25 protein-coding genes are annotated in these 22,102 nt (G+C 67.2%); 13 read left to right on the top strand and 12 right to left on the bottom strand.

The window, feature by feature from the left end; translation table 11 throughout:
- Nucleotides 1-19 precede the first annotated feature (19 nt).
- From C4N9_RS12975 to C4N9_RS12955, 5 genes are all read right to left on the bottom strand, one after another.
- Entirely contained in the window at nucleotides 20-1,351 is a 1,332-nt protein-coding gene (locus tag C4N9_RS12975; protein WP_109533757.1) for a pyruvate dehydrogenase complex dihydrolipoamide acetyltransferase, read from the bottom strand.
- A 10-nt stretch (nucleotides 1,352-1,361) separates the two neighbouring features.
- Nucleotides 1,362-2,786, bottom strand: a complete 1,425-nt coding sequence (locus C4N9_RS12970) for a pyruvate dehydrogenase complex E1 component subunit beta (protein WP_109533756.1) — start codon at nucleotides 2,784-2,786, stop codon at nucleotides 1,362-1,364.
- Nucleotides 2,787-2,791: 5 nt separating this feature from the next.
- Nucleotides 2,792-3,331 carry a hypothetical protein gene (locus tag C4N9_RS12965; RefSeq protein WP_109533755.1) on the bottom strand — a complete coding sequence of 180 codons (540 nt, stop codon included), beginning with the start codon at nucleotides 3,329-3,331 and terminating at the stop codon, nucleotides 2,792-2,794.
- Nucleotides 3,328-4,338 (bottom strand): pyruvate dehydrogenase (acetyl-transferring) E1 component subunit alpha, encoded by a 1,011-nt coding sequence (gene pdhA / locus C4N9_RS12960; protein ID WP_109533754.1) that lies wholly within the window; start codon nucleotides 4,336-4,338, stop codon nucleotides 3,328-3,330. The genes C4N9_RS12965 and pdhA overlap by 4 nt, the downstream gene beginning before the upstream one ends.
- A 182-nt stretch (nucleotides 4,339-4,520) precedes the next feature.
- Nucleotides 4,521-4,817, bottom strand: a complete 297-nt coding sequence (locus tag C4N9_RS12955; RefSeq protein ID WP_109533753.1) for an FtsB family cell division protein — start codon at nucleotides 4,815-4,817, stop codon at nucleotides 4,521-4,523.
- A gap of 171 nt (nucleotides 4,818-4,988) precedes the next feature.
- Here C4N9_RS12955 and C4N9_RS12950 point away from each other — a divergent pair, with 171 nt between their 5' ends.
- Both C4N9_RS12950 and C4N9_RS12945 read left to right on the top strand, forming a co-directional pair.
- Nucleotides 4,989-6,593 carry an acyl-CoA dehydrogenase family protein gene (locus C4N9_RS12950; protein ID WP_109533752.1) on the top strand — a complete coding sequence of 535 codons (1,605 nt, stop codon included), beginning with the start codon at nucleotides 4,989-4,991 and terminating at the stop codon, nucleotides 6,591-6,593.
- A complete protein-coding gene (locus tag C4N9_RS12945; protein ID WP_109533751.1) occupies nucleotides 6,590-7,189 on the top strand; it encodes a GNAT family N-acetyltransferase in 600 nt (199 codons plus the stop codon). Before C4N9_RS12950 ends, C4N9_RS12945 begins: the two co-directional genes overlap by 4 nt.
- Nucleotides 7,190-7,192: 3 nt before the next feature.
- Here C4N9_RS12945 and C4N9_RS12940 read toward each other — a convergent pair whose 3' ends face one another.
- Complete coding sequence (locus C4N9_RS12940) at nucleotides 7,193-7,561, bottom strand: hypothetical protein (protein WP_245902543.1); 369 nt, start codon at nucleotides 7,559-7,561, stop codon at nucleotides 7,193-7,195.
- A gap of 212 nt (nucleotides 7,562-7,773) precedes the next feature.
- On the opposite strand from C4N9_RS12940, the gene C4N9_RS12935 reads away from it, so the two are divergent.
- The gene (locus tag C4N9_RS12935; protein WP_109533750.1) at nucleotides 7,774-8,565 is read left to right on the top strand and encodes a class I SAM-dependent methyltransferase; all 792 of its coding nucleotides are present in this window, start codon (nucleotides 7,774-7,776) and stop codon (nucleotides 8,563-8,565) included.
- An 18-nt stretch (nucleotides 8,566-8,583) separates the two neighbouring features.
- On the opposite strand, the gene C4N9_RS12930 is transcribed toward C4N9_RS12935, so the two are convergent.
- From C4N9_RS12930 to C4N9_RS12915, 4 genes are read right to left on the bottom strand one after another with little or no spacing between them, the layout of a single operon-like run.
- Nucleotides 8,584-9,291, bottom strand: coding sequence for a dimethylsulfonioproprionate lyase family protein (locus tag C4N9_RS12930; RefSeq protein ID WP_109533749.1), 708 nt, complete (start codon nucleotides 9,289-9,291; stop codon nucleotides 8,584-8,586).
- A gap of 3 nt (nucleotides 9,292-9,294) precedes the next feature.
- Entirely contained in the window at nucleotides 9,295-10,287 is a 993-nt protein-coding gene (acuI, locus tag C4N9_RS12925) for an acrylyl-CoA reductase (NADPH) (RefSeq protein ID WP_109533748.1), read from the bottom strand.
- The gene (gene acuR / locus C4N9_RS12920) at nucleotides 10,269-10,943 is read right to left on the bottom strand and encodes an acrylate utilization transcriptional regulator AcuR (RefSeq protein WP_109533747.1); all 675 of its coding nucleotides are present in this window, start codon (nucleotides 10,941-10,943) and stop codon (nucleotides 10,269-10,271) included. Before acuR ends, acuI begins: the two co-directional genes overlap by 19 nt.
- A gap of 53 nt (nucleotides 10,944-10,996) precedes the next feature.
- Nucleotides 10,997-11,350 carry a helix-turn-helix transcriptional regulator gene (locus C4N9_RS12915; RefSeq protein ID WP_109533746.1) on the bottom strand — a complete coding sequence of 118 codons (354 nt, stop codon included), beginning with the start codon at nucleotides 11,348-11,350 and terminating at the stop codon, nucleotides 10,997-10,999.
- A 167-nt stretch (nucleotides 11,351-11,517) separates the two neighbouring features.
- Between C4N9_RS12915 and C4N9_RS12910 the strand changes: the two genes are divergently transcribed.
- From C4N9_RS12910 to C4N9_RS12895, 4 genes are read left to right on the top strand one after another with little or no spacing between them, the layout of a single operon-like run.
- Complete coding sequence (locus C4N9_RS12910; protein WP_109533745.1) at nucleotides 11,518-11,745, top strand: twin-arginine translocase TatA/TatE family subunit; 228 nt, start codon at nucleotides 11,518-11,520, stop codon at nucleotides 11,743-11,745.
- Between the two features lie 55 nt (nucleotides 11,746-11,800).
- Nucleotides 11,801-12,679: a Sec-independent protein translocase protein TatB gene (gene tatB, locus C4N9_RS22120; protein ID WP_210404033.1), complete on the top strand. Its 879-nt coding sequence runs from the start codon at nucleotides 11,801-11,803 to the stop codon at nucleotides 12,677-12,679.
- 5 nt (nucleotides 12,680-12,684) lie between these two features.
- Nucleotides 12,685-13,575 (top strand): twin-arginine translocase subunit TatC, encoded by an 891-nt coding sequence (gene tatC / locus C4N9_RS12900; RefSeq protein ID WP_109533744.1) that lies wholly within the window; start codon nucleotides 12,685-12,687, stop codon nucleotides 13,573-13,575.
- Nucleotides 13,575-14,417 (top strand): ATP-binding protein, encoded by an 843-nt coding sequence (locus C4N9_RS12895; protein ID WP_109533743.1) that lies wholly within the window; start codon nucleotides 13,575-13,577, stop codon nucleotides 14,415-14,417. The genes tatC and C4N9_RS12895 overlap by 1 nt, the downstream gene beginning before the upstream one ends.
- Before the next feature lie 69 nt (nucleotides 14,418-14,486).
- Here the strand turns inward: C4N9_RS12895 and C4N9_RS12890 are convergent, their stop codons facing one another.
- On the bottom strand, nucleotides 14,487-14,915 hold the full coding sequence (locus C4N9_RS12890) for a DUF1499 domain-containing protein (RefSeq protein ID WP_109533742.1): 429 nt from the start codon (nucleotides 14,913-14,915) through the stop codon (nucleotides 14,487-14,489).
- A gap of 273 nt (nucleotides 14,916-15,188) precedes the next feature.
- Between C4N9_RS12890 and glmU the strand changes: the two genes are divergently transcribed.
- The 5 genes from glmU to C4N9_RS12865 all read left to right on the top strand — a co-directional run bounded on the left by glmU (nucleotide 15,189) and on the right by C4N9_RS12865 (nucleotide 20,253).
- Complete coding sequence (glmU, locus tag C4N9_RS12885; protein WP_109533741.1) at nucleotides 15,189-16,544, top strand: bifunctional UDP-N-acetylglucosamine diphosphorylase/glucosamine-1-phosphate N-acetyltransferase GlmU; 1,356 nt, start codon at nucleotides 15,189-15,191, stop codon at nucleotides 16,542-16,544.
- Nucleotides 16,545-16,547: 3 nt separating this feature from the next.
- Nucleotides 16,548-18,365 (top strand): glutamine--fructose-6-phosphate transaminase (isomerizing), encoded by a 1,818-nt coding sequence (gene glmS / locus C4N9_RS12880; RefSeq protein WP_109533740.1) that lies wholly within the window; start codon nucleotides 16,548-16,550, stop codon nucleotides 18,363-18,365.
- Between the two features lie 30 nt (nucleotides 18,366-18,395).
- Entirely contained in the window at nucleotides 18,396-18,938 is a 543-nt protein-coding gene (locus C4N9_RS12875) for a pyridoxamine 5'-phosphate oxidase family protein (protein WP_109533739.1), read from the top strand.
- 98 nt (nucleotides 18,939-19,036) lie between these two features.
- The gene (locus C4N9_RS12870; RefSeq protein ID WP_168192226.1) at nucleotides 19,037-19,567 is read left to right on the top strand and encodes a DUF3833 family protein; all 531 of its coding nucleotides are present in this window, start codon (nucleotides 19,037-19,039) and stop codon (nucleotides 19,565-19,567) included.
- Complete coding sequence (locus C4N9_RS12865) at nucleotides 19,564-20,253, top strand: DNA alkylation repair protein (protein WP_109533737.1); 690 nt, start codon at nucleotides 19,564-19,566, stop codon at nucleotides 20,251-20,253. Before C4N9_RS12870 ends, C4N9_RS12865 begins: the two co-directional genes overlap by 4 nt.
- 138 nt (nucleotides 20,254-20,391) lie before the next feature.
- Here the strand turns inward: C4N9_RS12865 and C4N9_RS12860 are convergent, their stop codons facing one another.
- The gene (locus C4N9_RS12860) at nucleotides 20,392-21,354 is read right to left on the bottom strand and encodes an asparaginase (RefSeq protein ID WP_109533868.1); all 963 of its coding nucleotides are present in this window, start codon (nucleotides 21,352-21,354) and stop codon (nucleotides 20,392-20,394) included.
- Nucleotides 21,355-21,556: 202 nt separating this feature from the next.
- On the opposite strand from C4N9_RS12860, the gene C4N9_RS12855 reads away from it, so the two are divergent.
- Entirely contained in the window at nucleotides 21,557-22,087 is a 531-nt protein-coding gene (locus C4N9_RS12855; protein WP_245902542.1) for an invasion associated locus B family protein, read from the top strand.
- The last annotated feature ends 15 nt before the right edge of the window (nucleotides 22,088-22,102 follow it).

The following is a 22,102-nucleotide window of genomic DNA, read 5'->3' as shown; positions in this document are numbered from 1 at the left end:
CTCGTCGCATGGAGCCGGGTCAGGCCAGCATCGCCAGCGGGTTTTCCAGGTTCTCGATGATCGCCGCCAGGAACTCAGCCCCCAGCGCGCCGTCGATCACCCGGTGATCGACCGACAGCGTCATCGACATCACTGTCGCCACGCCGATTTCGCCATCCTCTTTCACCACCGGCTGCTTGATGCCTGCGCCCACGGCCAGGATCGAGCCATGCGGCGGGTTGATGACCGCGTCGAAATTCTCGATCCCGAACATGCCGAGATTGGAAATCGCGAAGCTGCCGCCGACATATTCATGCGGCGCAAGCTTGCGGTTGCGCGCACGGGTCGCCAGATCCTTCATCTCGGCCGACAGGGCGCTCAGCGACTTTTGGTGCGAATCCTTCAGCACCGGCGTGAACAGCCCGCCATCGACCGCGACGGCGACCGCCACGTCCGAAGGCTTCAGCTTCAAAATCCGGTCGCCCGCCCAGACGGCATTGGCATCCGGCACCTTCTGCAGCGCCATGGCGCAGGCCTTGATGATGAAGTCGTTGACGCTGAGCTTGACGCCCCGATCCGCAAGCTGGCCGTTAAGCTGCGCGCGGAAGGCCATCAGCGCATCCAGCTGCACCGAGCGGCGCAGGTAGAAATGCGGGATGGTCTGCTTGGCCTCGGTCAGGCGCGCTGCCACCGTCTTGCGCATCCCGTCGAGCTTGACCTCTTCGAAGTCGCGGCCCTCGAACATCTTCATGACGGTATTCGCATCGGCGCCCGTGGGCATCGCGGCGGCCTTGGCGGGGGCTGCGTCGGACTTGGCGGGAGCGGCCTCGGCCTTGGCGGCTTTGGGCTGTGCACTGGCGCCCTCGACATCGGCCTTGACGATCCGGCCATGCGGGCCCGAGCCCTTGATCTGGCTCAGGTCCAGCCCCTTGTCGGCGGCGATCCGACGCGCGAGCGGCGAAGCGAAGATACGCTTGCCATCGGCGACCGGGGCGGCGGGCGCGGCGGTCACCGAGTCCGATTTCGCCGGTTCCGATGCCTTGGCGTCTCCGCCATCGGCCTTGGCCGGGGCTTCCGGCTTGGCCGGTTCCTTGGGCGCCGAGGTCTTGCCGATATCGTCGGCGCTTTCCCCTTCTTCCAGCAGGACCGCGATGGGGGTGTTGACCTTCACCCCTTCGCTGCCCTCCTCGATCAGGATCTTGCCGATCACGCCTTCGTCGACGGCTTCGAATTCCATCGTCGCCTTGTCGGTCTCGATCTCGGCGATGATGTCGCCCGAGCTGACCGTGTCGCCTTCCTTGACCAGCCATTTGGCCAGCGTGCCCTCTTCCATCGTGGGCGAGAGGGCGGGCATCAGGATTTCCGTGGGCATGACGTCCTCCTCAGCGATAGGTGACTTTGTGCACGGCCTCGATCACCTCGTCGGTGGTCACGAGCGCCAGCTTTTCCAGATTGGCCGCATAGGGCATCGGCACATCCTTGCCGCAGAGGTTGATGACCGGCGCGTCAAGGTAATCGAACGCTTCCATCATCACCGTGGCCGAGATGAAGTTGCCGACCGAGGATTGCGGGAAGCCTTCCTCGACGGTGACCAGACGGTTGGTCTTTTTTACCGAGCTGATGATCGTCGCGGTGTCCATCGGTCGGATCGTGCGCAGGTCGATGACCTCGGCGTCGATCCCGTCGGCGGCGAGCTTCTCGGCCGCTTCCAGCGCATAGGTCATGCCGATGCCGAAGCTGACGATGGTGACGTCCTTGCCCTCGCGCGCGATCCGGGCCTTGCCGATCGGTACGGTGAAATCGTCCATGTCCGGCACGTCGAAGCTGCGGCCATAGAGGATCTCGTTTTCAAGGAACACGACCGGGTTGCCGTCGCGGATGGCCGATTTCAGCAGGCCTTTCGCGTCGGCGGCCGAATAGGGCATGACGACTTTCAGGCCCGGAATATGGCCGTACCACGCCGCGTAATCCTGGCTGTGCTGGGCCGCCACGCGGGCGGCGGCGCCGTTCGGACCACGGAACACGATAGGGCAGGGCAGCTGGCCGCCCGACATGTAGTTCGTCTTCGCGGCCGAGTTGATCAGGTGGTCGATCGCCTGCATCGCGAAGTTGAAGGTCATGAACTCGACGATCGGGTTCAGACCGCCCCAGGCGGCGCCGACGGCAAGGCCGGTGAAGCCGGCTTCGGTGATCGGCGTGTCGATCACGCGCTTGGCGCCGAATTCGTCCAGCAGGCCCTGGCTGATCTTGTAGGCGCCCTGGTATTCGCCGACTTCCTCGCCCATCAGGAACACGGTGTCGTTGCGGCGCATTTCTTCGGCCATGGCCTCGCGCAGGGCCTCGCGCACGGTCATCGACTTCATCTTGGTGCCTTCGGGCCAGTCGGGCTCGGGCACCGGGGGAAGCTCGGCGGCGGGCTGGGCGGCGACCGGCTTGTCGGCGGCGACGTCACTGTCGGAGTTGGCGGCGGGCTTTTCGTCCGTGTCGCCGTTCGTGTCGCCGTCCGTGTCTTCGGATTTCGCACCGGCTTTCGGCGCGCTGTCCTTGATGTCGTCGGCGCTTTCGCCCTCTTCCAGCAGCACGGCGATGGGGGTGTTGACCTTCACGCCCTCGGTGCCTTCGTCGATCAGGATCTTGCCCATCGTGCCTTCGTCGACCGCCTCGAATTCCATCGTGGCCTTGTCGGTTTCGATCTCGGCAATGATCATGCCCGAGGTGATTTCATCGCCCTCTTTCACCAGCCATTTGGCCAGCGTGCCCTCTTCCATCGTGGGCGAAAGGGCCGGCATCAGGATTTCGGTAGCCATGTCAGTTACTCCCCCTCTTCGCTCGAGGCGCATTCGGATTGCAGCGCCCGCAGGTCAGCCAGAACGAAATCCGCGCGCGATCCGGCATTCGGACCGGCGACGACCAGAGTCGCGTTCTCCATCTCAAGGCTGATCGAGCAGCTGTTGTCTTCGCAGACCGCACCCTGGGATTCCCAGCCGGCGCGGGTTTCGGCATTGTCGGTCACCAGCGTGCTGGAGAACGGAAAGCCCTCCGAGCCGGCGCGGTGGTCCAGCATGATCTGTGCCAGCACGCCGCCCTCGGCTTCGGCGATCTGGTAATCGTCCAGCACCAGGTCGGTGACCTGAAACTCGGTCCGGGTGCTGCGCACGTCGCCCGCCTGATAGCGCTGGGTCATCGCAAGATGGCCGGTGCAGCCGTCCCGCTCGAAGCTGAACTCGATCATGCCGTCCAGCGCGCTGCCGTTCAGGTACATCGCCATCCTCGCGCCGGTGGATTGCGCAGAGGCCGGCAGCGACGCCAGCGCGGCGGCTGCCGTCAGAAGGGCCGAAACGACTGATCTCATGCTTCCGCCTCCTCGGGGGCGGCGTAGATGTCGGTCCACAGCTCGTCGAGCGAGGGCTCGGGGCTGTCCTTGGCGAATTCGGCGCTGTCGTTGACGACCGCCTTGATTTCCTTGTCGATCGCCTTGAGGTCCTCGTCGGTGGCCAGCCCGCCGGTAGTGAGCATCTCGCGCACGCGCTCGATCGGGTCGCGCTCTTCGCGCATCTTCTGCACTTCCTCGCGGGTCCGGTACTTGGCCGGATCCGACATCGAGTGACCGCGATAGCGATAGGTCATGACTTCAAGGATATAGGGACCGTCGCCGGCGCGGCAGGCGGCAATTGCCTTTTCGCCCGCGGCCTTGACCGCCATCACGTCCATGCCGTCGACCGCTTCGCCCTTGATCCCGTAGGCTGCGCCGCGTTCCCAAAGGTTGGGGGACTTCGTCGAGCGCTTGGTCGAGGTGCCCATGGCATACTGGTTGTTCTCGATCACGTAGACGACCGGCAGGTTCCACAGCTCGGCCATGTTGTAGCTCTCGTAGACTTGGCCCTGGTTCGCCGCGCCGTCGCCGAAATAGACGAAGGTGACGTTGTCGTTGCCCTTGTACTTGTCGGCAAAGCCCAGCCCGGTGCCCAGCGGCACCTGCGCGCCGACGATGCCGTGGCCGCCGTAGAAATGCTTCTCTTTCGAGAACATGTGCATCGAGCCGCCCTTGCCCTTCGAATAGCCGCCTTCGCGGCCCGTGAGCTCGGCCATGACGCCTTTCGGGTCCATGCCGCAGGCCAGCATGTGGCCGTGGTCGCGGTAGCTGGTGATGCGCTTGTCGCCGTCCTTGGCCGCGGCTTCCAGGCCCACGACGACGGCTTCCTGCCCGATATACAGGTGGCAGAACCCGCCGATCAGGCCCATGCCGTACAATTGCCCCGCCTTTTCCTCGAATCGACGGATCAGCAGCATGTCCTTGTAGTATTTCAGAAGTTCATCCGCCGAGACGTTTGATTTCCCGGTCGTTTTTCTCGCAGCCATCGGTGCCTCCCCCTGGTCGCGTCAGGAATAGTTTAACACTAAACCATCTTCTATACGATCCCCCGCAAAATTGCGAGGCTGATTTCCCGCCCGGTTGCGCAATCATGCGCACAGCCGGTCTTCGTGCCGCGCATGGCTGCGCGGTGCCGCTAACAACGTAGCACGGTAGCACGGAAATTCGATTAGCGAAGGACGATCTCGTCGCGACGCACATAGCCCAGCACTTCGCGCGCCTGTTCGTCCAGAAGATCGAGGTCGAGGAAGTTGTCCGACAACCTGTGCGTGCGGTTCTCGATCTCGGCCAGTTCCGCGGCCAGCCGGTCGCGCTCTTCGCGCAATTGCTCGGCATCCGCTTCGATCTGGATGCGGCGGAACAATCCGTATTCGCCCTGCACGGCGGCAAAGGTCAGGTAGGCGCCGAAGGTGCAGGTGATCGCGTAAAAGATGACGGGCCCGAAGGCGGGACGTTTTTTGTTCATGGTGCCGTGCGACTGCTCTGGTGCGGCCTCTGCCGGGCCTTCGGGTCAGCATGCCATAGCGGCGGCCTCAGGGGAAGCGCCGTTGCGCTGGCGCCGCGGGAAGGGACCGACGCCGGGTTATGCTGGACACAGGCACCGGGGATCTCCACGCTGAAACAAGGGAGTACTGCCATGACCGACACCATCCGCATCAGCGCCCCGCGCAGCGATCTGGGCACGCATGAGGTCCTGAACCAGCCGGATTTTTCCTACCGCGATCCCTGGGCCGGGGACCGCACCCTGCGCCGGGCGCTGGTTGACGATCCCGGGCTGGCCGCTCTGGGCGCGCGCCTTGCCACGCCCGGCATCCGCGAGGCCGCCCGCGACGCGCAGGTCGTGAAGCCCGTGTTGCGCAGCTTCGACCGGTCGGGCCGCCGGCTTGACGAGGTGCATTTTCATCCGGGCTATCACGCGCTGATGAAACTGGGGCTCGAGGCGGGCTATGCCGCCACCGCCTGGGACGGCACCGGGACCCATCTGCGCCACGCCGCGATCAACTACATGCTCAGCCAGGTCGAGCCGGGCGTGTGTTGTCCGATGACCATGACCTACGCCGCCGTGCCCGCTTTGCAGGCCGATCCCGCGCTGGCCGCTCTGTGGCAGCCGCGCCTGACCGAACCGGCCTATGATCCTGCGCCCATAGCCGTCGGGCGCAAGGCGGCGGTGACCATGGGCATGGCGATGACGGAAAAGCAGGGCGGCTCGGATGTGCGCGCCAATGCCACGCGGGCGGTGCCGGATGGCGAGGGGTATCGCCTGCATGGCCATAAATGGTTCTGCTCGGCGCCGATGTGCGACGGCTTCCTGACGCTCGCGCAGCTGGACGGGGCGATCACCTGTTTCCTCGTGCCGCGCTGGCTGCCCGACGGCACCCGCAACCCGTTCACCATCCTGCGGCTCAAGGACAAGCTGGGCAACACTGCCAATGCCTCGTCCGAGATCGAATATGACGGCACCTGGGCGCATCGGCTGGGCGAGCCGGGGCGGGGCGTCCAGACCATCATCGAGATGGTGCATCACACGCGGCTCGACACCGCGATGGCGCCCGCGGGCCTGATGCGCGCCGCTCTGGCCGAGGCGCTGCAATGGGCGCGGGGGCGGCGGGTGTTCCAGAAGGGCCTGATCGACCAGCCGCTGATGCGCGCGGTGCTGGCCGACCTGTCGCTCGATGCCGAGGCGGCGTTGCTGCTCGCGCTCGACGTGGCGCGGGCCTTCGACGATCCGGCGCGGCGGCCCTATGCGCGGATCTCGGTGGCTCTGGCCAAGTTCATCTCGAACAAGGTGGCGCCCGGCATGATCTATGAATGCATGGAGTGCCTTGGCGGCATGGGTTATGTCGAGGACACGCCGCTGCCGATGCTCTATCGCGAGGCGCCGCTCAACTCGATCTGGGAAGGGTCGGGGAACGTGATCTGCCTGGACATTCTGCGCACGCTCCTGCGCGAGCCCGAAGCGGGCGCGATGCTGAACGCGCGGCTCGATGCGGCGCGGGAGAACGACCCGCGCTATGATGCGGCGCTGGTCGCGCATCGCGAGCGTTGGCCCGCCCTGCCGCCCGAAGCCGAGGCGCGGTGGTTCGCCGAGTCACTGGCGACGCTGCTGACGGGCGCGGTGATGATCGCCGAAAGCCCCTTCGCGGGCGAGTGGTTCTCGGTGCGACTGGGCGCGCGGGGCCGGGTTGCAGGGGCTGTCGGGGCGCTCGATGCCGGCGCGCTGCTGGAGGCGATGCAGGCATGACCGACGACTCCCTGCGGCCCGCCGCCGAGGCGCTGTATCTCGCGCTTAAGGACGATCCGTTCTACGCCGCGCTCGAAGCCGTGGCCGACCGTCCTGATGGCCCGCGCGAGGCAATGCTGCGCTACTATCTGGCCTCGATGGCCGAGGCCGAGCGCTTCGGCCTGCTCTCGCTCGCGCCCGGCAAGGCACGGGGCGCGGCGATCTGGTGGCTGCCACAGCCTCCGGCGATCCGGGACGAAAAGGCCGTCGCGCAACAGGCGGCGCTGCAGGCAGCGATCGGCTCGCGCGGGCGGGCGCTCTATAACCGGATCTGCGCGTTCATGTCCGATGCCAGCGCGGACCTGACGGCACAAGGCGACTGGTACTTGTCGATCCTTGGCCTGCATCCCGACGATCAGGGGCAGGGCCTTGGCCGGGCGCTGATCGAACCCATGATCGCGCGCGCCGATGCCGAGGGCGCGGCGACCTATCTGGAAACCTTCGTGCCCCGCAATCACGCCTTCTACCGGCGGCTGGGCTACCGCGAGGCCGGGGCCTTCACCGAGCCCGAGACAGACAGCCGCTATTCCCTGATGCGGCGCCCGGCGGGTGGGTGATCCTTACTCGCCGTCATGGCCGGCGAATTCGTCCAGCACCCGCGTCATGATCAGCGCCACGCCGCCAACCAACAGCGAGCGGCCGATGGAATCGGTCACGTTGGACGGGGCAAAGGCGCGGGCGCCGTCGCGACTGACCTGGGCCGCCCGGCGCAGCCGTTTGTGGCGCGGAAGATCGCCCGCCTGCGCGGGTTCGGGCACACGGCCGATTCGCGGCTGGGCCACCAGAAGGCCCGCGCCGATGGCCAGCATGCCGCCCGCATAGGCGACGGGTGCCCAGCGGTCGCGTCGCGTGGCGGGCATCGCGTGGTCAATCGTATCGAGGATCTCGTCGGAATCCGGCAGCGCGGAACGCGACTTGCTGAACAACATGGGCGCCTCCTGTTTGCAAGAAAACGTGTCAAGGGCGCCTGTCGTTCCATCCTGCCGCGAAGGAAGGCTATTTAACAGGCGAAAAAAACACATCTCAGGTAGAGGAAAGCCGTGCATTGGCAGAAAACCTCGATACAGTTGATCTTTGTCCGCCTCGCGCAAGCCTGAGTCTGTTGCGTGCAGGCGGGACCCTTCCTGGATGCGCAAACCCGATGACGTTTCAATTCACCGACGACGCTCCGGCGATCTATGACCGCGTGCTGGTCCCGCTCTGGTTCGGGCGCTGGGCCGCGGCGCTTGTCGATCTGGTCGATCCCAAGCCGGGCGAGCAGGTGCTCGATGTCGGCTGCGCGACCGGCGTCGCCACGCGGCTGATCTATGACCGGGTCGCACCGGCCGGACGCGTCGACGGGATGGACGCGAATCCGAAAATGCTGGCACAGGCCCAGAAACTGTCCGAGGGACGACCGATCGCCTGGATCCGGTCCGATGTCACCCAGCGCGCCGATCCGGACGAAGGCTATGACGCGATCCTGTCGCAATTCGGCTATCACGCGTTTGCCGACAAGCCCGTCGCGCTCGCCTCGCTGACGGCGCAGCTTGCGCCGCGCGGGCGGCTGGCCTGCTCTATCTGGGACGGGCACAGCGTTTACACCAGCGCATTGTGCAAGGCCGTGGCGCGCATCGTCTCGCCCGACCTGGCCGCCCAGCTTGCCGCGCCGCGCGAAGCCCAGGGACCCGAGCAGTTGGCGCAGGATTTCCTGGCCGCCGGGCTGCGGGATGTGCGGATGACGCGGCAGGAACGGACCATCGACATCCCTGATCTGCGCGATTTCCTGCCCCAGCATCTGGCCGCGACGCCGCAAACGGGGCTGTTCGGCGCGGCCGATCCCTGCCTGCGCGACGCCCTCGTCGCCGAGGTCGAATCGCACCTTGCCCCCTACCTGCAGGACGGGCGGCTGGTTTACACCGACGCCGTCCATGTCGTGATGGGCTACCGGTAAGCCCGGCGGAGTCCGGGGTCAGATCCAGTCGGCCATCCGGCTTTTGCGCCGTCCCGTCAGCACCATGCCCGGCGCGTTCAGCCGTTCCTCGGGGCCGATCCAGGCATAGGCCAACAGGCAGGGGTCCAGATCGGCGGTGGTGATCCGGTGCTCGTGCTCGGCGCGGTTGAGGATCAGCGAGCCGGGCGCATGGACGGCGGCGTCGTTCTCCGACCAAGCGCCCGCGATCGAGATATAGCTTTCCTCGATATCCTTGTGGCTGTGCTGCGGATAGACCGTTTTCGGCGCGAACAGCACGAAGCCCAGGATCAGCCGCTCCGACAGGACCGGGCCGCGCGGACCCAGCACTTCGCAATAGGCGTATTTCTTCGCCAGCGTTTTCGGCACTTTCTCGTAGCCGTATTCCCATGTCAGCCGGGGCGCGACGCGCGACAGGGCGCGCGCCATGCCCGCCATCGCCCCGCGCTCGCCCAGATCCAGCGCGCGGGGCAGATGGGCGGTGACGGGCTTCTCGGCGGCCGGGCGCGGGGCCAGCGCCGGGTTGGCATCGATGAGTAGCGACAGCGCATCGCGCACCCGCTTGCGATGCGCCCGGATCAGCCGGCTGCCGCCCGCCGATCCGTGCCGGTAAAGCGCGTCGAATTCCCGCAGCAGGTACAGCCAGGCGGGGATGTCGTGAAGGCGCTGGGCCTCGGGCCCGAGATCCGGCGAAGTGGCTGGCTCCATCGCTTACCCCAGTTCCGGCGCCACGGGGACGATCACCCGGCCGCGGATCTGCCCCTTCAGGAATTTGGGCGCGGCGTCGATCACCTCTGAGAAGGGCAGCTCGACCGACAGCGCATCGAGCTTTTCCATATCCAGCTCGGCGGCCAGCGCATCCCATGCCGCGCGGCGACGCGGGGCAGGGCACATCACGCTGTCCACCCCCGCCAGCGTCACCCCGCGCAGGATGAAGGGGGCGACGCTGGCGGGCAGGTCCATTCCCGCCGCCAGCCCGCAGGCCGCGACCGTGCCGCCATAGCGCGTCATCGACAGCAGGTTCGCCAGAACGGTCGAGCCCGCGACATCCACGCCGCCCGCGAAACGCTCCTTGTTCAGCGCGCGCGGCTTGCCCGACAGCTCATCGCGCGCGACGATGCTCGACGCACCCAGCGAGGTCAGGAAATCGGCCTCTTCCTCCCGCCCGGTGACGGCCGCAACCTCGTAGCCCCGGCCCGCCAGCAGAGTCACCGCGACGCTGCCCACGCCGCCCGCCGCACCGGTCACGGCCACGGGGCCCGCATCGGGTGCCACGCCGTGTTCTTCCAGCGCCTGCACGCACAGCATCGCCGTATAGCCCGCCGTACCGATCGCCATCGCCCGCTTCATCGAGATCGCCTCGGGCAGCGGCACCAGCCAGTCGCCCTTGACGCGGGCGAACTTGGCCAACCCGCCCCAATGGACCTCACCCACGCCCCAGCCGTTCAGCACGACCTTGTCGCCAGCCTTGTAATCCGGGTGGCTGCTCTCGCGCACGATGCCGGCAAAGTCGATGCCGGGCACCATCGGGAATTTGCGCACCACGGGAGAGGCGCCGGTGATCGCCAGCGCGTCCTTGTAGTTGAGGGTCGAATAGGCGATTTCGACCAGCACGTCGCCCTCGGGCAAATGGTCGGTGTCGATCTGCGTCTGCGAAACGCTCTGCGCGTCGTCGGTCTTGTCGATCAGGATCGCGTCGAACATGCGGGCTCCTCCTTGGGGCTTGGGGAAATCAGGGTGAAAAACGTCCCGGCGAACAGGCGCAGCGGAGCAGGTCCGCCTTCGAGCTTGGCGCGCAGCACCGCGCCTTCCCAGCCGGTCCAGAACAGCGCGGCAAGCGCGTCGGGGTCGGTGCCCGCGGGCAGCGGTGCCGCGCTCAGGCAGCGCGCGGTGCGGGCCTGCCAGTCCGTCAGAACGTCGATCAACGCCGCGCGGAAATCCTCGGGCAGGGCGGCGGTTTCCTGTCCCAGATTGCCGATCAGACAGCCGCGCCGGAACCCGTGGCGGGCCATCCCGGCCTCGGCATCGCGGGTGAAGGCGCGCAGGCGCTCGACCGGCGGCAGGCTGTCATCGGACAGGGCACGGTCCAGCCGGGCCACGAAATAGGCATGATACGCCTCGATCAGCGCCGCGCCGAAGGCCGCTTTCGACGGGAAGTGGTGGTAGAAACTGCCCTTCGGCACGCCCGAGGCTTTCAGGATCTCGTCGATCCCGGTGGCGCCGTAGCCTTTCTCCGTCAGGTGGATCAATCCCGTGCGGATCAGCCGCTGCCGCGTTTCCGACAGGTCGGGCGCGGTACGGGGCCGGCCTCGCGGGCGCGGTCGGCTGTGTCGGCTGTCAGGGGCGGATAACGGGCTCATCAGAATTATTAGACAGATCGGTCCAATAAAAGCAAGCCTGGTGTTTCGGGGCCTCAGACCTCGCCCAGCCCCGCCTGGGGCAACAGCGTCGCGACCTTGTAGAGAAGGGATTTCGCGGCGCGGTGGCGGGGATGGTCTTCGTCCCCGGCAATGGCGCGCAGGGCCTCGCCCAGAACGGCGGCTTCGTCGGGGGTCAGGGCGGTAGCCGGCAAAACAAGCGGCGCGCGCAGGATGTAGCCAAGCCCGCGCTCGCCCTCGACGGGGATGCCGGTGGCCGCCATCATCGCCATGTCGCGCCAGATCGTGCGGGTCGAGACATCCATGGCCTCGGCCAGCTCGGCCGCCGTGTGCAGCTTGCCGTCGCGCAGGATCTGGACGAGGTCGTAAAGCCTTTGGTCGCGGTTCATCAATCTGCCTCCAACTGACAAAATACTGTCAGGAGAACCGCGCCGCCACCCCCTCCGGCACCGGATTCAGTCTAGGATACCCGCGCGCACTGCCCTATTTCAGGGATGAAATCAGCGCCCGGCCGGACGATCCGCATCGGACGGGCCCCGCAGAAAGGGACTGAGCCATGCTCAACAATATCGGTATTCCCGGCCTTCTTCTGATCGCCGTGATCGTCCTCGTGCTTTTCGGCCGCGGCAAGGTCGCAAGCCTGATGGGCGAAGTCGGCAAGGGCATCACGGCCTTCAAGCGCGGCGTCAAGGACGGTAGCGAAGAGCTGGAAAATCAGCGCGAGACCTCGGCCGACGGCGCGCGCGACGTGACCCCCGCCGAAGCCGACCGCGACCGCACCTGAGCGCTGCACGGCGCGGCTTGGCCGCGCATTCTCCGGTCGCAGCAAGGAGCGGCGCATGTTCGACATCGGTTGGTCGGAAATGATGGTCGTCGGCGTGGTGGCGCTGATCGTGGTGGGTCCCAAGGACCTGCCAAAGATGTTCCACACGCTGGGCGAGTTCACGGGCAAGGCCCGGGGCATGGCGCGCGAATTCCAGCGCGCGATGGATGCTGCGGCCAAGGAATCCGGCGTCGGCGACATCGCCCGCGATTTCAAGCGCACCGCATCGGGCAAAAGCCTGAAGGAAGCCGCCGGTCTGGACGATCTGGAAAAGGATTTCCGCGACATGGGGCGGCTGAAACCGGATCTGCGCACGCCCAGCACGCAGACCGGCAAGAGCTATTCCAAGAACGGCGCGACGCTTCCTCCCGATCCCGACGCGCCGCGCCCGCCCGCCGGGAACCCGGTGCAATCGGCCGAGGCCATGGCCGACGATTTCGAGCCCGAGGATGACGAGATCCTGGCGCAGGATCTGGCGCGGCGGAATGCCGAGATGTCGGCGACCGAGGCCGAGCGCCTGAAGAAGGTCGAGAAATCCGAAGCCGCGCGCCGCAAGGCCGCCGATATCCGCGCCCGGCGCGAGGCCGATGCACCGGATGCGCCCGCGCCGACCGCCTCGCCGGCCGAGGCCGGGACAAACGAGTCACCCACGCCCCAGGCTGCCCCGAAGACGTCGACGGCCCGCAAGGCGCCCGCGACGAAATCCGCGCCCGCGACGAAAACGGCGGCCAAGAAAACCGCGTCCAAAGCCGCGCCCGCGACCGAAGGCGCGACAAAGACGGCCAGGAAAACGGCCCCCCGGAAATCGCGGGCCAAGGCTCCGGCCGCGGGGACGACCACCGATAGCGCCTCGGGAAGCGGCAGCGCCGCAAGCCCGACTGACAGCGAGTCCTGACCGACATGGCCGCGAATACCAAGAACCCGGATTCGATCGACGATACCTCGGCCCCGCTGATCGAGCATCTGGCCGAATTGCGCAGCCGCCTGATTTGGTCGGTGGTGGCCTTCGTCGTCGCGATGGTGCTGTGCTTCACCGTCGGCGACCAGCTTCTCGATTTCCTGCTGCGTCCGATCGAGTCGACGATGCGGTCGCTGGGCAACCCCAATCCGGTGATGCAATATACCGCGCCGCAGGAATATTTCTTCACGCTGGTGCAGATCTCGGTCGTGGGCGGTTTCGTGCTGTCCTTCCCGGTGATCGGTTACCAGCTCTGGCGTTTCGTCGCGCCCGGCCTCTACAAGTCCGAGCAAAGCGCCTTCCTGCCCTTCCTGATCTCGTCGCCCGTGCTTTTCCTCGCCGGCGCCGCCTTCGCGCATTACGTCGTCGTGCCGATGGCGATGAGCTTTTTCCTGGGCTTCGCCGACCTGCCGTCGCTGGTCGCGGCCTATTTCTCGCAAGGCGATCTGAGCGTGACGCCGAGCGAGGTGGCGACCCGTGAAGGGATCGAGATCGTCTTCAACGGCAAGGTCAACGAAACGCTCGACATCACGCTGAAGATGATCATCGCCTTCGGCCTGTGCTTCCAGTTGCCGGTCCTCTTGACGCTGATGGGCAAGGCCGGGCTGATTTCGGCGGCGGCCCTGCGCAACGGGCGCAAATGGGCGGTCGTGGGCATCCTGACGCTGGCCGCTCTGGTGACGCCGCCCGACGTGATCACCCAGGTGATCCTGTTCTCGGTCGTCTATGCGCTTTACGAAATCTCGGTCCTGCTGGTCGCGCGCGTCGAGAAGAAGCGCAATGCCGACCTGATGGCCGAGGGCCTGCTGGACCCCGAAGATCTCGAAGATTGATGGACGACAATTCGCTGAAACGGATCGCCGAGGCGCTTGAACGTCTCAGCCCGCCGCCCGCCGCCGCGCCGGATTTCACCCGCGCCGACGCTTTCGTCTGGCATACAGGCCCCGAGCGGCTGGTGCCTGTGGCGCAGGTCAACCGCGTGCCGCTGGCGCTTTTGAAGGCCATCGGCCGGGCGCGCGACATCCTGCTGCAGAACACGCTGCAATTCGCGCGCGGCTATGGCGCGAACAACGCGCTGTTGTGGGGCGCGCGCGGGATGGGCAAGTCGTCGCTGGTGAAGGCGGTCCATGCCGAGGTGCTGGCCCAGGGCCTGCCCTGCACGCTGGTCGAGATCCAGCGCGAGGACCTGCCCAGCGTGGGGCGCCTGCTGGACCATCTGCGCGCGGCGCCGGAACAGCGCTTCGTGTTGTTCTGCGATGACCTGTCTTTTTCGCATGATGACCAGCATTACAAATCGCTCAAGGCGCTGCTCGATGGCGGGATCGAGGGCCGGCCGGCCAATGTGATCCTGTATGCCACCTCGAACCGGCGCCACCTGATGCCCCGGGACATGATCGAGAACGAGCGGTCTTCGGCCATTTCGCCCTCAGAGGCGGTCGAGGAAAAGGTCTCGTTGTCGGACCGCTTCGGGCTGTGGCTGGGCTTCCACCCCTGTTCGCAGGACGAATACCTGGCGATGATCGACGGCTATGTGGCCGAATACGGGCTGAGTGTCGATCCCGACACGCTGCGCGCCGAAGCGATCGAATGGCAGGCCACGCGCGGTGGACGGTCGGGCCGGGTGGCGTGGCAGTTCTTCTGCGATCTGGCCGGTCGGATGGGCAGGGCGGTTTAAGGCGGGCCGGGTCAGGCTGGGCGGCGTTGGGCAGATGGTGCGTGAATCACGCACCCTACAGCCGCGCGCCTAGTCCGGGATCCAGCGCCCCAGCCGCGCGGCGTTCACGCCCCGGTCCGAATAGCCGAACCGCGCGCGCGACAGCGCCGTGACGCGGGTGCCCTCGCCTTCGGGTGTCAGGCGGATCGACACGTAATCGGGATACCGCATCAGCGCGGTCCGGGCGATCCATGTGCCGAACATCTCGTCCCCGGCCAGGAGCGTGGCGCCCTCGCGCCGGGCCTGGGCGGCGATCTGCGCCGCCGCGTCGTCGGGGGACAAGGCGACCACGCGGTCGATGCGGGCGAAATTGGGCCGCTCGGGATCGGGCGCGGTGGCCGGATCGACATGCCAGTCCTGCGGATCCGACGGTGCGAGCCGGACATAGACGGCGAAGACGAGAAACAGCGCCACCAGCGCCGCGAGCACGATCAGGATGAACTTGAGAGGGCGCAGCATCGGGGCCTCGGGCGTGGGATCGCGGCGGCGCGCGGGCTGCCGGGTCTCGCCCGAGTTAACACCCGATGCCCCCCGCTTGTCACGCCCGCTTGTCACGCCCTTGCCGGCCGTGCCCCTGACCAGGACCGCGCGACAGGAGCACAGGAGACAACCGAACAGGCAGCAAGGCAGGGTTCTGCCCGTGTTTCAGCCTGTCACGCAGTGTGATAAGCGGCCTGCTTGCATTGGTGCCCCCTTAGGCTAGAACCAGCAAAAATCGAGAGCAGGAACAACATGTCGGTATCCCTCGTGATCCTTGCCGCCGGTCTTGGCAGCCGGATGAATTCGGACCGCCCGAAGGTCTTGCACCCGGTCGGCGGGGCACCGCTTCTGGCCCATGCGATGCGCGCGGGCGATACGCTGGAGCCTGAGCGCGTCGTGGTGGTCACGGGCCACGGCGCCGAGGCCGTCGCCAAGGCCGCGCGGGCCGAGAACCCGGAGGTCCTGATCGCTCATCAGGCCGAGCAGCGCGGCACCGCCCATGCGGTCGCGCAGGCGCGCGCGGCGCTGGAGGGCTTCGGGGGCGACGCGGTGGTCCTGTACGGCGACACACCCTTCGTCAGCGGCGAGACGCTGACCGCCATGCGCGAGGCGCGGGCACGTCACGCCGTCGTGGTGCTGGGATTCGAGGCCGCCGATCCGGGCCGCTACGGGCGGCTGGTGATGGCGGGCGACAGCCTGGAGCGGATCGTCGAGTTCAAGGACGCGAGCGAGGACGAGCGCGCGATCACGCTCTGCAACTCGGGCGTGATCTGCGCCGATACATCGGTCCTTTTCGAACTGATCGACGGCGTCGGCGACGAGAATGCTGCCGGGGAATTCTACTTAACCGACATTGTCGCCATTGCCAGACAAAAGGGCCTGTCGGTCGGCGTGGTCCGCTGCGACGAGGCGGAGACGCTGGGGATCAACACCCGTGCCGAGCTGGCCGCCGCCGAGAGCGCCTTTCAGGCCCGCAAGCGGGCCGAGGCGCTGGAAGACGGCGTGACGCTGATCGCGCCCGAAACGATCTTCTTCTCGCTCGACACGTTTATCGGGCGTGATGCGGTGGTCGGCCCGAACGTCGTCTTCGGCCCCGGGGTCACGGTGGAAAGCGACGCGGTGATCCGCGCCTTCTGCCATCTTGAGGGATGTCATGTCAGCCGGGGCGCCTCGGTCGGGCCCTTCGCGCGGCTGCGCCCTGATGCCTATCTGGCCGAACACACGCATGTCGGCAATTTCGTCGAGATCAAGAACGCCAATATCGACGAGGGCGCGAAGATCAATCACCTGACCTATATCGGCGATGCCGATGTGGGCGAGCGCACGAATGTCGGCGCGGGCACGATCACCTGCAATTACGACGGCGTCTTCAAGCACCGGACGGTGATCGGGAAGGACGTCTTCGTGGGGTCGAACACGATGCTGGTGGCGCCGGTCCGTGTGGGGGACGAGGCGATGACCGGCTCGGGGTCGGTCATCACGGCGGATGTCGAAGCCGGGGCGCTGGCGCTGGGACGCGCGCGGCAGGTGGTCAAGCCGGGCCTTGCGCGCAGCCTGATGGCGCGGCTGAAGGCCAGGAAGGCCGAGACGAAGAAAAGCGAGGGCTGAGCGATGTGCGGAATTGTCGGTGTGCTGGGATCGCACGAGGTCGCGCCCCTCATCCTGGAAAGCCTGAAACGGCTGGAATACCGCGGCTATGACAGTGCGGGCATTGCCACGGTGAATGCGGGCAAGCTGGATCGCCGCCGGGCGGTGGGCAAGCTCGTCAACCTGTCGGACCTCATGGTGCACGAGGCGCTGCCGGGCAAGGCCGGGATCGGCCATACCCGCTGGGCCACGCATGGCGAGCCGAACGTGGCGAATGCGCATCCCCATCGCTCGGGGCCGGTCGCCGTGGTCCATAACGGCATCATCGAGAATTTCCGCCCGCTGCGCGAAGAGCTCGCCGCCGCCGGGATAGCCCGCGAAAGCGACACCGATACCGAGGTGATCGCGCAGCTGACCCGCCATCACATGGATCAGGGCATGGACCCGCAACAGGCGGTGGGCGCGACGCTGACCCGGCTGGAAGGGGCTTTCGCGCTGGCCTTCCTGTTCGACGGACAGGACAACCTGATGATCGGCGCGCGCAAGGGCTCGCCCTTGGCGGTGGGCTGGGGCGAGGGCGAGATGTTCCTCGGCTCGGACGCGATCGCGCTGGCGCCGATGACCGACCGCATCACCTATCTCGAGGAAGGCGACTGGGTCGTCGTCACCCGCGAGGGCGCGACCTTCTACGATCGGGCCGGGCAGCGGGTGAACCGTTCGGTGGCCAAGATCCAGCTTGAACAGACGCGCGTCGACAAGGCCGGGCACAAGCATTTCATGGCCAAGGAAATCGCCGAGCAGCCCTCGGTCCTGGGTGCCGGGCTGACCCATCACCTGAGCGCCGACGGCCATGCTCTGGCCTTCCCGCCCGAGGTGGATTTCAGCCGCTGCGACCGGGTGACGATGGTCGCCTGCGGCACCGGGCATTACGCGACGCAGGTGGCGAAATACTGGTTCGAACAGATCGCGGGCCTGCCCTGCGACATCGATATCGCCAGCGAATTCCGCTACCGCGAGCCGGTGCTCAGCGACAAGGGGGTGGGGATCTTCGTCAGCCAGTCGGGCGAGACCGCCGACACGCTGGCCGCGTTGCGCCATGTCGACGGCAAGCTGGCCTTCACGCTGGGCGTGGTCAACGTGGCGACCTCGTCCATCGCGCGAGAGACCGATGTGGCGCTGCCGATCCTTGCGGGGCCCGAAATCAGCGTGGCCTCGACCAAGGGCTTCACCGCGCAATTGCTGGTGCTGCTGCTTCTGGCGCTGAAGGCGGCGCATGATCGCGGGCGGCTCGACGATGCCGGGTTGGCCGCGAAACTGGCCGAGATCAAGATGCTGCCCGGCACGCTGGCGCAGGCGCTCGACCGCGAGCCCGAGATCGAGGCGCTGGCGCACAAGATCTCGGCCGCGCAGGACGTGCTGTTTCTGGGCCGCGGCGTGATGTACCCGCTGGCGCTGGAAGGCGCGCTCAAGCTCAAGGAACTGAGCTATATCCATGCCGAGGGTTACGCCTCGGGCGAATTGAAGCACGGCCCCATCGCGCTCATCGACGAGACGCTGCCGGTGATCGTGCTGGCCCCGCGCGACGCGCTTTACGAGAAGACCGTGTCGAACATGCAGGAAGTGATGGCGCGGCAGGGCAAGGTGGTGCTGATCTCGGACCGCGCGGGTCTGGACGAGGCGGGCGCAGTCTGGGCGACGCTGGCGATGCCCGGCGTCTCGGACCTGATCGCGCCCATCGTCTACGCGGTTCCGGCGCAGATGCTGGCCTATCACACCGCGCTCGCCCGCGGCACGGATGTCGACCAGCCGCGCAATCTGGCGAAATCGGTGACGGTGGAATAACCTCGCCCGGCGTCAGCCGGGGAGGGGATCATGGCCAAGCAATTCGCGTCGTTCGAGGACGACCATCTGACGACCATCGCCGCGCAGCACATGTTCTTCGTGGGCACCGCCGCGCCCGAGGGGCGGGTGAACATCTCGCCCAAGGGGATGGACAGCCTGCGCGTGACCGGCCCGAACGAGGTGGTGTGGCTCAATGTCACCGGCTCGGGCAACGAGACCGCCGGCCATCTGCAGCGCGATCCGCGCATGACGCTGATGTGGTGTTCGTTCGAGAAGCGGCCGATGATCCTGCGGGCCTATGGCACCGCGCAGACCCTCCATCCCCGCGATGCCCGCTGGGCCGGGCTATACGCGCTGTTCCCGCCGATTCCCGGCGCCCGCCAGATCTATGTCATGGCGGTGGACATGGTGCAGACCTCGTGCGGCTACGCGGTGCCGTTCTACGACCATGTCGGCCCGCGCGACACCTTGCGCCGCTGGGCCGAGCAGAAGGGCGACGAGGGCGTCGCGGCCTATTGGGACGAAAAGAACCGCGAGACGCTGGACGGTTACCCGACGGGTATCCTGGGCTGAGACGGGACAATCGCAGCTGGCCGGCTTGATCCGGGGGGCTTTGCCGCACGTATCCGGTGCCTATGCCCGAATCCCGCAGCCACCGGAGGCCCGTTCCCATGTCCCTTTCCCGTCGCCTGATGCTCTTGGCGCTGCCCGCGCTTGCCGTGACCGCCTGCGCCCGGAGTCCCGAAGCCACCGAGCCGCCAAGCGGCGCCATCACGCTGGACGAGGTCTTCGTGGGCGAGATCCGGGGGCGCGGTCTGTTCGTGGTCGACCTGACCGGCGCCGAACGGCGGTTCTCGGCCCGTCTGCACGGGCGGATGGAAGGCGGGCGGCTGATCGTGGCCGAGGATTTCGTCTATGATGACGGGCAGGAAGGGCGGCTGACCTGGGTGTTCGAGCGCGCCGGGCCGAACCGCTGGACCGGGCAGCGCGAGGATACGGTGGGACTGGCCGAGGTGGTCGAAGAGGGGGACACGATCCGCATGGATTACACCGCCGATTTCGAGACCGGCGACGGGGTGACGCGGCTGGCATTCTCGGACGTGATCTATCGCGCGCCGGACGGAAAGGTTATCAACGAGGCGATCGTGCGGCGCTGGGGTCTTCCCGTCGGCCGCGTCCGCTTCGAGATGACCCGGGAATGACACAGACCACAATTGATGATGCCCTGGCCGCGCTGAACGCGCAGGCCGATCCTGCGCGTGCTGAAGAGATGCGCGCCTATCACAAGATCGAGCGGGGCTATCTGGGCCTGTCGAACCCGCAGGTGGATGACCTGGTCAAGACATGGCGCGACGGCGCCAGCGTCGAGGATCGCGTGGCGCTGGCAGCGGATCTGTGGGCCACGGATATCCACGAGGCGATGGTCGCGGCGGCGAAGCTGCTGACGCAGGCGCGAATGAAACCGGATGCCGATGCCTGGGCGTTGATCGCGCGCTGGGCCGAAGGGTTCGAGGGCTGGGCGGTGGCCGATCATGCCGCGTCGGCGGGCGCGCGGCGGCTGGTGGCCGAGCCGTCGCGGCTCGATCAGCTCGAGGCTTGGACCACTCATGACAACATGTGGACCCGGCGCGCCGCGCTGGTGATGACGCTGCCCTGGGCGCGGCTCAACAATCTCAAACCCGCTGATACCGAGGCGCGCGAGCGCGTGCTGGGCTGGGCGGCGGGCTATGCCGACGACCGCGACTGGTTCATCCAGAAGGCGGTGGCGTGGTGGCTGCGCGATCTGTCGAAACATGACGGCGAGCGGGTCGTGGCCTGGATGGCCGAACATGGCGACCGGCTGAAGCCTTTCGCGCGCAAGGAGGCGTTGCGCATCCTGGAAGGGTAGGGCGGCCCGGCCACGCTCCCGCCCACCCACCCCGCTTGGCCGGGCCGCCCCGCGCGGCAATCGGCGGGCGCGCATCCGGCGTCGCGGGAGTATTTGGGGCAGAGTGAGGGCGCAGGCGCGCTTCCCCTCTGCCGGTGTTCAGCAGAAGCCGGGGGCCAGGCGCAGCGCGCCCACCGGGATGTCGCGGCGGTTGAGCATCGGCGCGCCGAGACGTTTCATCGCCATCGGATGGGCGGGGTCCAGCACGCCCAGCCGCGACAGGATCGCGGTGATCGCCGCTTCCGACGCGCGGGTGCCGCCATCGACGATCTTGAGCGCGACGCCCAGGCCCTTCGAGGGCACGATCGCCACGAAGACCGCCTCGGCACCGGTCTTGATCGCCACGCCGTCCATCGCCCGCATGAGTTCGGTACAGGCGCGGGTTTCGCCCGCGACCATCTCGGGATGGGCGACCATCGCCTCGCGCAGGGCGACTATGGCGCGGCCGCGCGCATCGCTTTCGCTCGCGGTGGCGAAGCGCGCCATGGCGCGTCCCAGCCCGGCGACGGTGGTGGCGAAATTCGGCGCCGAGCAGCCGTCGATGCCGTAGCCGGGGCTGTCTTCGCCGGTGACGTCCTCGAACGCCTCCTTCACCGCTGTCTGCACCGGGTGATCGGGTTCGACATAATCCGGCCCGGCGCCCAGATGCCGGTTCAGCATCAGGAAGCCCGCATGTTTGCCCGAGCAGTTATTGTGCAGCTGGCAGGCGGAATCGCCGGTGCAGATCAGCCGGTCACGCTCGGGGATGTCGTCGGGGATCTGCACGCCGCAGCGCAGGTCGCTTTCCGACAGGCCCAGATCGGCGAGCCAGGCCGCGACCTCGGTCGTGTGGATCGCCGCGCCCTGATGCGAGGCGCAGGCCAGCGCGAGGCGCTTTTGCGGCAGATCCCGGCCCGCGCCCGACTCCAGAAGCGGCAGGGCCTGCAGCATCTTGCACGAGGAGCGCGGGAAGATCACGGCGGACGGATCGCCCCAGGCCTCGACCACGCCCGAGGCATCGCAGATCACCGCATGGCCGCGATGCAGCCCTTCCAGAATGTCGCCTCGCCAGACCTCGATCATCGGGACGGCCCCCGAACCCACGTCGCCCACGCCGGACTCCTTCACAGTTGCGCAATATTCCGCCAACAGGGGTTTCTCAGCCCCCGAAATTCACGGTATGACGCATAGTACCGGGCAAACCCCTGTTGCGCCATACGAAAGCCTTGTGCGACAAGGCCCGGACGCGAGGGGAACAGAGACACGCTGGAGGCACGAAAGGCAGATGGCAGCATCTATGAAATTCGGCGCGGTTGGCGCGGTCATGGCGCTTATGGCGGCAATCCCCGCGCAGGCGCAGGATTCGACCAACCGGGTCGCGGTGGAAACCGCGTGGAGCGTGTTCGTCGACGGGACGCCGCGCGAATGCTGGGCCGTGTCGGCCCCGCAGGAGACGGTCAACACGCGCGACGGTCGCGCGGTGACCGTGCGGCGCGGCGATATCCTGTTGTTCGCGACCTTCCGGCAGGGCCAGAGCGGCGCGCCCGAAGTGTCGTTCACGGGCGGCTATCCCTTTGCCCCCGATTCGACCGTCGAGGTCACGGTGGGCACCGATACCTACCAGCTGATCACCGACGGCGAATGGGCCTGGGCCGCGTCGCCCGAAGAGGATGCGCGCATCCTCAACTCGTTCCGCGCGGGGCAGGAAGCGGTGCTGGTCGCGCGCTCGACCCGCGGCACCCGGACCGAGGATCACTTCTCGCTGTTCGGCCTGACCGCCGCGACCGAGGAAGCCCAGAGCCGCTGCGCGGAATAATCCGCGTCACGCTTC

The sequence above is a fragment of the Pararhodobacter marinus genome, from assembly GCF_003122215.1.
In the GTDB taxonomy this organism is placed as follows: Bacteria; Pseudomonadota; Alphaproteobacteria; order Rhodobacterales; family Rhodobacteraceae; genus Pararhodobacter; species Pararhodobacter marinus.
The sequence above is the reverse complement of the archived record's forward strand: the minus strand, read 5'-3'. Positions and strand labels throughout refer to the sequence as shown.